The organism is Curtobacterium sp. MCLR17_036 (genome assembly GCF_003234445.2).
GTDB lineage: Bacteria > Actinomycetota > Actinomycetes > Actinomycetales > Microbacteriaceae > Curtobacterium.
In genome coordinates, this window is the sequence record NZ_CP126269.1 from 2,978,225 (window position 1) to 2,990,129 (window position 11,905).

Sequence of the window (11,905 nt, forward strand, 5' to 3'; positions counted from 1 at the left end):
ACGTGAGCAGGTCGGCTCACGTGATCCGGGCCTCCCGTCGCGGCGGCGGCCCGTCCGGACCGGACCAGCTCAGAGCAGGCCGAAGGCGGCCTGCATCCCCAGGCTCGTGCCCGCGACCAGGACCCAGAGCGCGATGCCGAGCACCATCGGTCGGAAACCCGCTCGCCGCAGGGCCGCGAAGTCCGTCGAGCAGCCGATCGCGGCGAGCGCCACCGTGATGAGGAACGACGCGACCGTCGCGAACCCCGGCGCCGCCGCCTCGGGCAGGACCCCGACGGTCCGGAGCAGCACCACCACGAGGAACCCGACGAGGAACCACGGCACCAACCGGAGCACGCGGAACCCGCGAGCCGGCCCCGGGGCGGGGGCGGGCTGCTCGTGTGCGGCGCGGCGGGCCTCCAGTCCGGCCAGCCCGATGACGATCGGGATGATCATGAGCGTGCGCACCAGCTTCACGACGACCGCGGTGTCGGTCGCCTGGCGGCCGTAGACGGTCGCGGTGGCGACGACCGACGACGTGTCGTTGACGGCGGTGCCGGCGAAGACGCCGAAGGCGTGCTGGCTCAGTCCGAGCGCGTGCCCGAGCAGCGGGAACGCGAAGACCGCCGCGATGTTGCAGAGGAAGATCGTCGACATGGCGTAGGCGACGTCGGCGCTGACGGCACCGATGACGGGGGTGACGGCGGCGATCGCCGACGCACCGCAGATGCCCGTGCCGACGCCGATCAGGGTCCGGAGGGCGCTCGACACCCGCAGCGCCCTGCCGATCCCCCACGCCGCGACCAGGCAGACGACGAGCGTCGCGAGCATCACCGGCAGGGTCTCGCCGCCGATGCGCAGGACCTCGCCGATCGACAGCTGCGCGCCGAGCAGCACGACCGCGGCCTGCAGCACACGGCTCGACGAGAACTTCACGCCGGGTGCCAGAGCGGCGAGCGTGCCACCGGTGCGACGGCGGACGAGCCAACCGACCACGGCACCGATGACCACGGCGGGGACGGGACCGCCGACGACGGGGACTCCGCGACCGATCAGGGTGGCGACGATGCCGATCGCGACGGCGAGGACGACACCGGGGGCGGCGGTGCGGGCGGACTGCATGCGTCCAGCATCTCGCGCCTACGGACGCCCCGCTGCGCCGACGGGCAGGATGGGTCTGTGCAGTACGCGGGGGAACGGTGGGTGCAGCGGCTCCGCGACGGGGTGCCACCGAAGCGGTGGCCGTTCCTGGTCGGGCTGGTCGTCGTCACGCTGGTCGGTGCCGTCGGCCTGTGGCTGACCGTCGTGCACCTCGACGACATCGCGCAGTCGGACGCCCGACGACCGTGGTCCGGGCCGCTGCTGGCCGTGTTCCTGTTCGCGTTCGGGCCGGTCGCCGCTGTGCTCTCGTGGCTGCGCGGACGGCGCGACCGACGGGTCCTGGCCCGGATCCGCGTCCACGGCACGACGCCGGCGTTCCACCTGCCCGTGCTGCAGTCCGGACTGCACGCCCTCGACGACTTCCCGGAGCCCCGACCGGAGATGTGGACCGTCGACCGTGTGGGTCTGCACGCGTGGTCCGCCGAGCGGGACGACCCGGTCTTCGACCTGGCGTGGGGCGACGTCGCATCGATCGACCTCGCGTCGCAGGACGTCCGTGGGCAGCGGACCGACGTCGGGATCTGGATCGTCACCACGGACGTCGGCCGGTTCACCCTGCAGCCGCGACCCACGATCGGACGGCCGTTCGGTGCGAGCGCGACGAAGCTCCACATCACGATGGAGGTGCTCCGGTCGCTGCAGCGCGAGCTCGGGTCGGGACGCGGCGCCGACCGCCCGGGTTCGAGGTCGTCGGAGCGATGACGACGACGGACGAACCGTGGGTGCAGCGGCTGCGCGACGGGACCGTGCCGCGACGGGGCCCGGTGCTGCTGGCGGCGGTGGTCACCATGGCGGTGGGCGTCACCGCATCCGTCGCCGAGTTCGCGTTCCCCGACTTCCTGAGGAGCATCGACACCGGCAGGATGCAGACGACGCTCTTCCTCGTCCCGCTGCTGGTCGCCGCGTCCGGGATCGTGCTGGCCGTGTCGACGCTGTCGTCCGGCCGGTCCGACCGGCGCACGCTGGCGCGCATCCGGGCGGGCAGGGCTCAGCGGTTCCACCTGCCCGTGCTGGCGTCGGGGCTGCGGACCACCGACGACCTCGCCGGACCCCGACCCGCGATCTGGACCGTCGACGAGTTCGGCCTGCACGCGTGGGCGCCGTCGCGGGACACCCCGGTCCTCGACCTGCCGTGGGCACGCGTCCGGCGGTTCGCCGTCGCGACGAAGGCCGACCGCGGGCAGCGCGTCGCCTTCGGGATCTGGATCACGACGACCGACGGCGCGGACGTCGTCGTGCAGCCGCGCACCGCGCTCGGCAGGGGGTCCGAGGCCGGTGCGGGGAAGCTCGACACCCTCGTGCGGGTCCTGCGGTCGCTGCAGCGCGAGCTCGGGTCGGACCGCGGTGCGGCCGACCGTCACTGAACCGGCGGGGTGTCGCCCGTCATGTCCACGCGGCCGGTGTCCGCGTTCCAGGTGAAGGTCGCGGTGGTGCGGCCGGACGGCGACGCGTTCGGCTCGCCGGCCTTCGGGTAGCGGTACGTCACGACGATCGTCTCGTCGCTGCGGCGCTCGACGGCCGGTTCGAAGGCGTACTGCTCCGCCGTCGCGGTGCCGAGGTACCGGCCCTGGTGGAAGAGCAGGATCGCGTACGGCGACCCGGCGGTGCCGCCCCGGAGGGTCACCACGGCCCAGGACAGCGCGGCGCAGGCGTCGTACCCGGCGGTGTCGGCGTTCGCACCGTCCCACCGGAACCCGTCCAGCCCGGCGGGCAGCGGGAGCGAGGCGACGGCGTCCGACACGGCCGCCGCACCGTCGGCGGGGCCGCACGTCGGGGTCGGGGTCGTCGCCGGGCTGTCCGTCGGCGTCGGGGTCGACGCCGGGGTCGACGCCGGGGTCGACGGGTCGTCGGTCGGTGCGGCGGTCACGGTCTCGGTCACGGTCGGGGTGGCCGCGTCGCCGCCGTCTCCCCCGCCCTCGCCGCCGGAGCAGCCGGTGAGCAGGGCGACCAGCACGGCACCGGTCAGGATCACGGACGTCCTCGAGGTCAGCACCCCTCCCACGGTGCCAGGGACCACCCTCCGGTGCCCGGACGTGCTGCCACACTGGTGGTGTGCGGGGGATGCAGCCGGGGACGATCGTGGCCGAGGACGACCGGGTCGACGGGCCGCACGGGCCGGTGCCGGTCCGCCGGTACCACCCGGACCTTGCCCGCGCCGTCGACGGCCCGACTCTGGTCTGGCTGCACGGCGGTGGCTTCTTCCGGGGCGACCTCGACCTGCCCGAGTCCGACGCCGTCGCACGCGACCTCGCGGCACGCGGGACACCCGTCGTGACCGTCGACTACCGGCTCGGGCCGCTGCCCGGGCTGCCCTGGGTCGGCCGGGGTGGGCCCCGTGGCCGCCGGCGCGCGCCGCACGCCCGCGACGAGGTCGCCGCCGTGCTCCGCAGCCTGCACGACGAGTCGCCGTCGGGACTCGTGCTCGGCGGCGCGAGTGCCGGGGCGTGCCTCGCGGCGGCGACGGTGGCGGACGCTCCCGCGCTGGTCGGCGTCGTGCTCGCCTACGGGTTCTTCCACCCGACGATCCCCCGTGACCCCGCCGTGCAGCGACTCGTCCGCGGGCACCGCCGCGTCACGCACGCTCCGTTCCTGCTCGACCTGAGCAGCCGGGCGTACGCGGGTCCCGGAGCGGGGTCCACGTTCCCGGCACCCGGACACCTCGACGCCTTCCCGCGCACGCTGTTCGTCGACGCCGAGCGGGACGTCATGCGGACCTCCGGCGAGCGCTTCGCGACGGACCTCGCTGCAGCGGGTGTGGACGTCGAACGACACGTCGTCCCCGGCAGTCGGCACGCGTTCCTGAACCGGCCGGGCACCCCCGACTCGGTCGCCGCGCTCGACCTGGTGGCGGCGTGGCTCGGCCGGTCCGTCCGCTGAGCGCTGCAAGGGTGCGAACGGCGGACATCGGGCGGACGGCTCGGCCGCCCCGGACGTACCCTGGGACCGGAAGCGACGGCGGTTCCGAATCCCCAGCGCCGCGCTCCCTGCCGTGACGCTCAACCATCGTGACGAAGAGTTCCCCCGTGACCGAACACCTCATCGAGTACGTCGCCCGTGACCGAACGGGCATCACCGCCGTCGTGACGACCACCGGCGTCATCGACGTCGACGTCGTGATCGAGAACATCCGGTCCGGGCACTCGGGGTACTTCGTGGCGGCCGACTCGTGGAAGCGCGCCCCGGTCCGGAGCATGTCCTTCATCGGCGGGACGTACCTGTTCGCGAACTGGGACGGCTCGAAGCGGAACATGCTGCACGACCTGGCGTTCCGCACGCCGACCCGGGCCGTCCAGACCCCGCCCGCCCGCGAGTCCTGGTTCGCGCGGCTCGTCGCGGCGCTGTCCGGGCGCCGGGCGTTGCCCGACGGACGGCACCTGCAGCACTGACCGGGCCGCGGGCCGGGCCCGACCGGTCCGTGCGGTCGGCACGCGGCATCGGGCTGCGCGGGCCGTGCGGTCGGCACGCGCCGTCGGGCTCCGCAACCCGCGCGGTCGGCCCGCGCGGTCGGGCTGCTCGGCCAGCGCGGTCGGGCTGCTCGGCCAGCGCGGTCGGGCTGCGCGGTCCCCGCGGTCGGCTCGTGGTCAGAGCCGCAGTGCCAGCGCGTTCGCCGTGAGTCCCGCCGCGGTCCCGCACAGCAGCACCGTGTCGCCGGGGCCGAGACGACCGTCCTCCAGGCACTTCGCGAGCGTGTACGGCACCGAGGACGACACCATGTTGCCGTACTCGGCGACGGCGTCCACGTAGCTGTCCCGTGGGAACCCGATCCGCCGCATCGCGATGCCGAGCGCGCCGCTCGCCTGGTGCGGCACGACGAGGTCGACGTCGTCGAGGCCGAGCCCGGCGCGCTCGAAGAACCGGTCGAAGAACCCGGGCAGGACCTTGAGCATCCCCATGAGCGCCCGGCGTCCGTGCATGTCGAAGCGGTAGTCGGCGGGGTCGCCGTCGGCGTAGTCCTGGGCGGGGTACCGCGACAGGCCGCCCCGCAGCTCGGTGTCGTGCGCGTGTTCGGGCCAGGTCTGCTGCAGGCTCGACAGCACGCCCTGCTCGCCGGTGCCCCGCTCGAGCACGACCGCGGCGGCCGCGTCCGAGAACAGCTCGTACGACTCGCGCTGCTCCGGGTCGAGGAACCGTGAGCCGACGTCCCCCGAGACGACCAGGATGCGCTCGTACTCGCCGTCGGCCAGGTACCGCGAGGCGATGTCGACGGCGGTGATGAAGCTCGTGCAGGTGGAGTTCACGTCGAACGCCGCCGCGCGGGCGCCGGGCGCGACGCGTTCCATGACGAGCGACGCCGTGCACGGGATCGGCTGCACACCGGCCGCGCACGCCGCGATGACGCAGTCGACGTCGTCGGGGGTCAGCCCGGCACGTCGGATGGCGTCCTCGGCGGCGGCCGACAGCATGTCCAGCTGCGAGACGTCGTCGGCGATCCGGTGACGCGTGGCGGTGCCGGAACGGGACGTGAACGTCACGACCCCGTCCGGCAGGTACGTGCCCCAGCCGCTGATCCGGCAACTCCTCATGCTGGTCCCCCTTCGTCGGTGCTCCGGTGCGCGTCCGCGCGGCCGGCTTCGTGGTCGTCCTCGGCCGGCGGGCGGGCGTCGGTGCGGTGCTGGTCGACACCGACCTGGTCGACACCGAGCTGGTCGGCGGCGACCTGATCAGCTTCGACCTGATCAGCACCGAGCAGGTCGACGTCGGTGCGGTGGTGGTCGTGGCTGAAGAGCAGCCGCACCCCGGAGCATTCGGCGTCGAGCAGCCGTGCGGCCGTCGTGCGCTGCGCCGTGTGGTCGTCCGCGACGGCGCGCGGCACCGGTCGGATGCGGTGCTCCTGACCGAGCAGGTCGCGGCCCCAGGCGGCGTCCGCGGCGAGGAGGACGCGGCCCTCGATGACGGCCCCGAGGTGGCCGGGCGCGTGGCCCGGCAGGTCGACCAGTCGGTACGAGCCGTCGCCGAACAGGTCGGCGGTGCGCAGCCCGCCGGGTCCGGCCCCCTGGTCGAAGGCGTCGTCCGGCACCACCAGGAGCCGTCGGGTCAGGTCGTCGGGCAGCAGCCCCGCCAGGACACCGTCGCGGAGTCGCGGTGCGGCCAGGGTCCGGCGCACCGGCTCCGACACGACGACGGCGGCCGAGGGGAACGCGGACAGGCCGCCGACGTGGTCCGGGTGCAGGTGCGACAGCACCACGTGCGTCACCGTGCCGGGGTCGGACACCTGCGCACCGGCCGACGCCCCGGCCGGCACGTGCGGGGGCAGCAGGAGCCGGTAGGCGGCGCCCGCCGGGCCGGTACGCCACGGCAGCGGCGCGTACCCGGTGTCGAACAGCACCCGCCGGTCGCCGTCCTCGTACAGGAACACGTTCGCCGGGAACACGCGGCGCTCACGGGCGGCACCGCGCAGGAGCTGGTGCACGCCGTGGACGGTCGACCCGCAGGCGAACGCGCGGAGGCTACCCACCGGCGCTCCCAGGGGTCGTCGCCGTGCGACCGGCCGACGCGTAGCTGGCCAGGGCGGCGTCGAGGCCGACGATCGGCTCGTAGCCCAGGACCTCGCGCGCCCGGGTGATGTCGAGCGTCTGCGAGTGCGTGATCGTCGTGACGGTGTAGCGCGTCACCGGGGGTTCGGGCCGCCCGGGCAGCACACCGCAGACCGCCTCGAGCAGGCCCGCCGCGCGGTACACGGCCCCGGCCGGCAGCGACCGGTGCCGCAGCGGCAGCCCGAGCCCGGTGAGCAACTGGTCGAGCAGGTCGACGAAGGGCCGTGGGTCTCCGTTCGTCACGTTGACGGCGAGCCCGGCGGCCTCGGGTACCTCGATCGCCAGCCGGACGGCGAGTGCGACGTTCTCGACGGCGGTCAGGTCGACGAGACCCCGGCCGCCGCGCAGCAGCGGCACCCCGACGCGCTCGTGCACCCGCAGCAGGCGGGGCACCAGTCCCGGGTCGCCGGCCCCGATGATGCCGCGGGGGCGGAGGACCACGACCTCGACGTCCCGTGCCGCGCGGAGCAGCGACTCGGCGTGCAGCTTCGACCGGATGTAGTGGTTCATCGGCCGGCTCGGGTCGACCTCGTGCTCGCGGATGCCGAGGCGGTCCCGCGGCGCGGCGTAGACGCCGGGCGAGGAGACGTGCACGATGCGGCGCGCGCCGACGCGTCGCGCGTACTGCAGCACCCGCGCGGTCCCGGTGACGTTCGCGTGCTCGAACTCGGACCACCGACCCCACGGCGACGAGAGCGCCGCGCAGTGCACGACGACGTCGGCGGGGACGGACGAGCGGCCGAGGTCGTCGAGGTCCCCGACGAACACCGGCCCGTCGGGCAGCGCGTCCGCGCGCCGACCGGCCGCGGTCACCCGGTGTCCGTGCGCCCGCAGGTCCCGCACGACGTGGCCGCCGAGGAACCCGGTGGCGCCCGTGACGAGCACGTTCTCCCCCATCCTCCGATCCTAGGGTGCCCGCCGCTCGGTGCTCGCTGCCCGGTGCTCGCTGCCCGCCCCGGGCCGCCGTCTAGGCTCGTCCACGTGCGGATCGCCCTCGTCACCGACTACTACCTGCCGACGCTCGGCGGCGTCCAGACCGCGGTGCGCGCGCTCGCGGAGACCCTCACCGCGGCCGGACACGAGGTGACGGTGTTCTGCCCGCTCACCACGCCGTCGACGGCCCCCGGTGTCGTGGGGCTGCCGGTCTCCCCCGTCTTCCGCCCGGACGGCTACCCCTTCGCGTGGTCGCCGCGACGACTCCGTGGGCTGCTCCGTCGCGAGTTCGCCGCCCGCGGCATCGAGGTCGTGCACACCCACTCCGAGATGTTCGCGGCGCTCGGCGGCGTCCGGGCCGCCCACGACCTCGGGCTGCCGGTCGTGCACACCATGCACGGGCGGATCGACGTCTACACGCGGAACGTGCTGCCGCTCCCCGCGGTCACCACCGTCCTGCTCGCCGCCCTGCACGGTCGACAGATCAGCCACGCCGGCATCCGGGTGGCCGGTGACCGGCCGTACACGAGGACACGCACCGGCCGGCGCATGTGGAGGGTCATGCTCGCGCAGTCCCGGGCGTCCACGCACGTCGTCGTGCCGTCCGGGCACTTCGCGCAGAAGCTCGTCGACCAGGGCGTCCGCACGCCGGTGACGGTGCTGACCAACGGCATCGAGACGAGCGTGCTCGATGCGATCGGCGCAGTGCCGGCCCGGACCCTGCGCGCCGACGAACCCCTGCGGATCCTCTGGGTCGGGCGGCTCTCACCCGAGAAACGTCCGGACGTGCTCGTCCGGGCGGCGCACGCGTTCCCGCCGGGGGTGCAGGTCGACGTGCACGGCGACGGGGTGGCCCGCGCCGACGTCGCCCGAGCCGCGGAGGGCGCAGCGGTGACCCTGCACGGCTCGACACCGCACGACGGGGTGCTCGACGCCATGCGATCGGCGCACCTGCTGGTGTCGAGCTCGTTCGACTTCGACAACCAGCCGATGGTGATGCTCGAGGCGATCGCGACCGGACTGCCGGTGCTCTACTGCGACCCCGACCTGGCCGAGGTCGTGCCGGAGGGCGGCGGCTTCCTCGCCCCGACCCCGGACGCAGCCGGCCTCGCCGCCGTGGTCGGTCGGCTCCGCGCCGACCCGGATGCGGTCACCCGCGCGAGCGAGGCGGTGCTCGCCGACCGCGGTCGCGTCGCGCAGCCCACCGCGGCCGTGGTCGACGTGTACGAGCAGGCCGTGGCGGCTGTGCGCGACGAGGGGGCGTCGCCGCCTACTGGTCGCCGTCCTCTTCCTGGTTGAAGTGCGAGTCGTCGCCCGTGTGGCCGGCGGCCAGGCCGTCGGGGTCGTTCGGGATGGTGTTGTCGTCGCCGAGGCCGCCCGGCTTCTCGGTGCCCTCCGGGTCGTTCTTCGGGGCGTCGTGGGTGCTGGCGTTGTCGCTCATGGGCTGCTCCAGTGCAGGGTCGGTCCGGGGGCGCTGCCACCGGCGGTGCTGAGGTCTCGGACAGTACGGCCCGTGCCTCGGAATCCGCCGACGACGGCGCCGCGGGGCTGCCCTGCCGGGTGACACCGACCGCACCGTTCGCTAGATTGTTCAACAACTCCGGCGACGACAGGGGACCTCGTGACGACGATCGACCTGAACAGCGACCTCGGTGAGGGCTACGGCGCCTGGACCACGGCCGACGACACCGCGATGCTCGACGTGGTGTCGAGCGCGAACGTCGCCTGTGGTGCCCACGCGGGTGATCCGGTGATCATGCTCGCCACCGCGCGGGCCGCCGCCGAGCGCGGGGTCGCCGTCGGCGCCCACGTCGCCTACCGCGACCTCGCGGGCTTCGGCCGCCGTCCGGTCCACGTCACGCCCGACGAACTCCACGCCGACGTCGTGCACCAGATCGGCGCACTCGCCGCCGCGGCACGGGTCGCCGGCACGGCCGTCACCTACGTCAAGCCGCACGGCGCGCTCTACAACACCGCGTGCGCCGACCCGGTGCAGGCCGAGGCCGTGGTCCGGGCGGTCGCCGACGTCGACGGGTCCCTCGCGGTGCTCGCGCTGCCGGGGTCCGAGCTGCTGCTCGCCGCCGAGCGCCACGGGCTCCGCGCGGTGAGCGAGGTCTTCGCCGACCGCGCCTACGAACCCGACGGGTCGCTCGTGTCGCGGAGCCGACCCGGCGCGGTGCTGCACGACCCGGACCAGGTCGCGGCGCGCGTGCTCCGCATGGTCACCGACGGGGTCGCGACCGCGGTCGACGGCTCCGACGTCCCGGTCCGCGCCGACTCGGTGTGCGTGCACGGCGACTCCCCCGGCGCGGTCGCGATGGCCCGGGCCGTCCGCGCGCTCCTCACCGAGCACGGCATCCGGATCACCCCGTTCGCGCGATGACCGCCCCCGACCTCCGGACCGCGGGACGGACCGCGCTCCTCGCGACGTTCGACTCCCTGCCCGACGTCGTCGCGTTCCGCACGGGGCTGGCAGCGGTCCCGGTCCCCGGTCTGACCGAGGTCGTGTCCGGCGCCCGGACGCTGCTGCTCCGGTTCGACCCCGCCACGACCGACGCCGCCCGCCTGCGGGCCGACCTGCAGCGGATCGCCCCGGTCGCCGCCGCGACCGCGGTCGACGGCGCCGCGCTCGTCGTCCCGGTGGTCTACGACGGCGAAGACCTCGACGCCGTCACCGGCCTGACCGGCATGTCCCCGGACGAGCTCGTCGCCTGGCACACCGGCCAGGTCTGGACGAGCGCGTTCTGCGGTTTCGCCCCCGGGTTCAGCTACCTGACCGGCTCGCAGCCCCCGCTCGACCTCCCCCGCCGCCCGGCTTCCCGCACCGCCGTACCGAGCGGGTCGGTGGCGCTGGCCGGTGAGTTCAGCGCCGTCTACCCGCGGGTCTCGCCCGGTGGGTGGCAGCTGATCGGACGCACCACGGTGCCGATGTGGTCCCTCGACCGCGACCCGCCGGCCCTCGCGCCGGCTGGTACACGAGTCCGCTTCGTCGAGGCGGGTCGGGCATGAGCGCCCTCACCGTCACGCACGTCGGCTACGGCGTGACCACCCAGGACCTCGGCCGGCCCGGCTTCAGCGACATGGGGCTCGGCGCGGCGGGCGCCGCCGACCGCGGGTCCGCGGCGCTCGCGAACCGGCTGGTCGGCAACCGTCCCGACGCGGCCGTCCTGGAGGCACTGCTCGGCTCGGTCGCGCTCCGTGCGGACGCGTACGTGGTCGCCGCCACCGCCGGCGCGGCCTGCCCCGTCGAGATCGAGCGCGCGGACGGCAGCGTCCGGGGCGCGGCGTCGCACGAGGTCCTGCTCCTGGCGCCCGGCGACACCCTGCGCATCGGCACGGCGTCGGTCGGGCTGCGCGCCTACGTCGCGGTGCTCGGCGGCGTCGCGGTCGACCCGGTCCTCGGCAGCCGGTCGTGGGACTCCCTCGCCCGACTCGGCCCGCCACCCCTGACCGTCGGGGACGTGCTGCCCGTCGGTGACGCGCGGGTGTCCTGGCCGAACGTCGACGCCGTGCCGCAGCCGGCACCCCGCTGGCCCGACGAGCCCGTCCTGCTCGACGTCACCGTCGGTCCGCGCGACGACTGGTTCACCGCCGACCGTCGAGCGACCCTGACCGGCCAGGAGTTCCACGTCACCGCGGACAGCGACCGCGTGGGTGTCCGCACGACGGCGGCGACACCGTTCGAGCGCGCGGTCGCCCACGAGCTCCCGAGCGAGGGCGTCGAGACCGGCTCGTTGCAGGTACCGCCCGAGGGCTTCCCGGTGCTGTTCCTCGCCGACCACCCGGTCACCGGGGGCTACCCGGTCGTCGCGGTGCTGACCCCGACAGCCGTTGACCGTGCCGCGCAGCTGCGCCCGGGCGACCGGATGCGGTTCCGCATCGTCGAGTAGGCCGGGCCGGAACAACCACGCGGTGTCGGGAGTTGTCTCGGACATCCCCGACGAAAGGCACCACATGTCGATCACCGTCCTGCTCGAGGTCCGGTTCCAGCCCGAGGCCGCCGCCGATGCCGTCGAGACCGCCGTCCGGCAGACCCTCGCCCAGACGGCGTCGTTCCCGGGCAACGAGTCGCTCGAGGTCCTGGTGGACGACGACGACCCGACCCGCATGGTCGTCGTCGAGTCATGGACCACCGCGGCGGACCACGACGCCTACGTCGCCTGGCGCGCCACCCCCGAGGGATCGGCGGCCATCGGACCGCTGCTCGCCGAGGCGCCCGTCACCCGCACCTTCGCACGGACGATCCCGCTGGGCTGAGCGCTCGCGCGCGGTGACCCCGCTGGACCGGCCAGAGCCGG

15 protein-coding genes are annotated in these 11,905 nt (G+C 74.7%); 9 read left to right on the top strand and 6 right to left on the bottom strand.

Annotated elements, in window-relative coordinates:
• Positions 1 to 69 precede the first annotated feature (69 nt).
• A complete protein-coding gene (locus DEI99_RS13950) occupies positions 70 to 1,101 on the bottom strand; it encodes a YeiH family protein (protein WP_111042725.1) in 1,032 nt (343 codons plus the stop codon).
• 57 nt (positions 1,102 to 1,158) lie between these two features.
• On the opposite strand from DEI99_RS13950, the gene DEI99_RS13955 reads away from it, so the two are divergent.
• Both DEI99_RS13955 and DEI99_RS13960 read left to right on the top strand, forming a co-directional pair.
• A complete protein-coding gene (locus tag DEI99_RS13955; RefSeq protein ID WP_111042724.1) occupies positions 1,159 to 1,842 on the top strand; it encodes a hypothetical protein in 684 nt (227 codons plus the stop codon).
• Positions 1,839 to 2,504 (top strand): hypothetical protein, encoded by a 666-nt coding sequence (locus DEI99_RS13960; RefSeq protein WP_111042723.1) that lies wholly within the window; start codon positions 1,839 to 1,841, stop codon positions 2,502 to 2,504. Before DEI99_RS13955 ends, DEI99_RS13960 begins: the two co-directional genes overlap by 4 nt.
• On the opposite strand, the gene DEI99_RS13965 is transcribed toward DEI99_RS13960, so the two are convergent.
• Positions 2,498 to 3,133 (bottom strand): LppP/LprE family lipoprotein, encoded by a 636-nt coding sequence (locus tag DEI99_RS13965; RefSeq protein WP_284180863.1) that lies wholly within the window; start codon positions 3,131 to 3,133, stop codon positions 2,498 to 2,500. The genes DEI99_RS13960 and DEI99_RS13965 overlap by 7 nt on opposite strands.
• 68 nt (positions 3,134 to 3,201) lie before the next feature.
• On the opposite strand from DEI99_RS13965, the gene DEI99_RS13970 reads away from it, so the two are divergent.
• Complete coding sequence (locus tag DEI99_RS13970) at positions 3,202 to 4,017, top strand: alpha/beta hydrolase (protein ID WP_111042721.1); 816 nt, start codon at positions 3,202 to 3,204, stop codon at positions 4,015 to 4,017.
• 146 nt (positions 4,018 to 4,163) lie between these two features.
• The gene (locus DEI99_RS13975) at positions 4,164 to 4,526 is read left to right on the top strand and encodes a hypothetical protein (RefSeq protein ID WP_111042720.1); all 363 of its coding nucleotides are present in this window, start codon (positions 4,164 to 4,166) and stop codon (positions 4,524 to 4,526) included.
• Positions 4,527 to 4,721: 195 nt separating this feature from the next.
• Here DEI99_RS13975 and DEI99_RS13980 read toward each other — a convergent pair whose 3' ends face one another.
• Genes DEI99_RS13980 through DEI99_RS13990 form a run of 3 tightly spaced genes read right to left on the bottom strand, consistent with a single transcriptional unit; the run spans position 4,722 to position 7,571 of the window.
• Entirely contained in the window at positions 4,722 to 5,663 is a 942-nt protein-coding gene (locus DEI99_RS13980) for a 3-oxoacyl-ACP synthase III family protein (protein WP_111042719.1), read from the bottom strand.
• Positions 5,660 to 6,550: an MBL fold metallo-hydrolase gene (locus DEI99_RS13985; protein WP_181434512.1), complete on the bottom strand. Its 891-nt coding sequence runs from the start codon at positions 6,548 to 6,550 to the stop codon at positions 5,660 to 5,662. Before DEI99_RS13985 ends, DEI99_RS13980 begins: the two co-directional genes overlap by 4 nt.
• Before the next feature lie 37 nt (positions 6,551 to 6,587).
• Complete coding sequence (locus DEI99_RS13990; protein ID WP_111042731.1) at positions 6,588 to 7,571, bottom strand: NAD-dependent epimerase/dehydratase family protein; 984 nt, start codon at positions 7,569 to 7,571, stop codon at positions 6,588 to 6,590.
• An 84-nt stretch (positions 7,572 to 7,655) separates the two neighbouring features.
• On the opposite strand from DEI99_RS13990, the gene DEI99_RS13995 reads away from it, so the two are divergent.
• Positions 7,656 to 8,906: a glycosyltransferase gene (locus tag DEI99_RS13995; RefSeq protein WP_181434511.1), complete on the top strand. Its 1,251-nt coding sequence runs from the start codon at positions 7,656 to 7,658 to the stop codon at positions 8,904 to 8,906.
• Here the strand turns inward: DEI99_RS13995 and DEI99_RS14000 are convergent.
• Positions 8,878 to 9,048 carry a hypothetical protein gene (locus DEI99_RS14000; RefSeq protein WP_181434510.1) on the bottom strand — a complete coding sequence of 57 codons (171 nt, stop codon included), beginning with the start codon at positions 9,046 to 9,048 and terminating at the stop codon, positions 8,878 to 8,880. The genes DEI99_RS13995 and DEI99_RS14000 overlap by 29 nt on opposite strands.
• Before the next feature lie 180 nt (positions 9,049 to 9,228).
• Between DEI99_RS14000 and DEI99_RS14005 the strand changes: the two genes are divergently transcribed.
• The 4 genes from DEI99_RS14005 to DEI99_RS14020 all read left to right on the top strand — a co-directional run bounded on the left by DEI99_RS14005 (position 9,229) and on the right by DEI99_RS14020 (position 11,864).
• Positions 9,229 to 9,990, top strand: coding sequence for a LamB/YcsF family protein (locus DEI99_RS14005; protein WP_111042716.1), 762 nt, complete (start codon positions 9,229 to 9,231; stop codon positions 9,988 to 9,990).
• Positions 9,987 to 10,616, top strand: coding sequence for a 5-oxoprolinase subunit B family protein (locus DEI99_RS14010; protein ID WP_111042715.1), 630 nt, complete (start codon positions 9,987 to 9,989; stop codon positions 10,614 to 10,616). The genes DEI99_RS14005 and DEI99_RS14010 overlap by 4 nt, the downstream gene beginning before the upstream one ends.
• Positions 10,613 to 11,497: a 5-oxoprolinase subunit C family protein gene (locus DEI99_RS14015; RefSeq protein WP_111042714.1), complete on the top strand. Its 885-nt coding sequence runs from the start codon at positions 10,613 to 10,615 to the stop codon at positions 11,495 to 11,497. Before DEI99_RS14010 ends, DEI99_RS14015 begins: the two co-directional genes overlap by 4 nt.
• Positions 11,498 to 11,561: 64 nt before the next feature.
• Positions 11,562 to 11,864, top strand: a complete 303-nt coding sequence (locus DEI99_RS14020) for a putative quinol monooxygenase (RefSeq protein WP_111042713.1) — start codon at positions 11,562 to 11,564, stop codon at positions 11,862 to 11,864.
• Positions 11,865 to 11,905: the final 41 nt, after the last annotated feature.

Excerpts from the sequence above, each read along its gene's own strand:
- DEI99_RS13950 (WP_111042725.1), bottom strand. The coding sequence starts at position 1,101 with ATGCAGTCCGCCCGCACCGCCGCCCCCGGTGTCGTCCTCGCCGTCGCG.
- DEI99_RS13960 (WP_111042723.1), top strand. The coding sequence starts at position 1,839 with ATGACGACGACGGACGAACCGTGGGTGCAGCGGCTGCGCGACGGGACC.
- DEI99_RS13970 (WP_111042721.1), top strand. The coding sequence starts at position 3,202 with ATGCAGCCGGGGACGATCGTGGCCGAGGACGACCGGGTCGACGGGCCG.
- DEI99_RS13980 (WP_111042719.1), bottom strand. The coding sequence starts at position 5,663 with ATGAGGAGTTGCCGGATCAGCGGCTGGGGCACGTACCTGCCGGACGGG.
- DEI99_RS13990 (WP_111042731.1), bottom strand. The coding sequence starts at position 7,571 with ATGGGGGAGAACGTGCTCGTCACGGGCGCCACCGGGTTCCTCGGCGGC.
- DEI99_RS14000 (WP_181434510.1), bottom strand. The coding sequence starts at position 9,048 with ATGAGCGACAACGCCAGCACCCACGACGCCCCGAAGAACGACCCGGAG.
- DEI99_RS14010 (WP_111042715.1), top strand. The coding sequence starts at position 9,987 with ATGACCGCCCCCGACCTCCGGACCGCGGGACGGACCGCGCTCCTCGCG.
- DEI99_RS14015 (WP_111042714.1), top strand. The coding sequence starts at position 10,613 with ATGAGCGCCCTCACCGTCACGCACGTCGGCTACGGCGTGACCACCCAG.
- DEI99_RS14020 (WP_111042713.1), top strand. The coding sequence starts at position 11,562 with ATGTCGATCACCGTCCTGCTCGAGGTCCGGTTCCAGCCCGAGGCCGCC.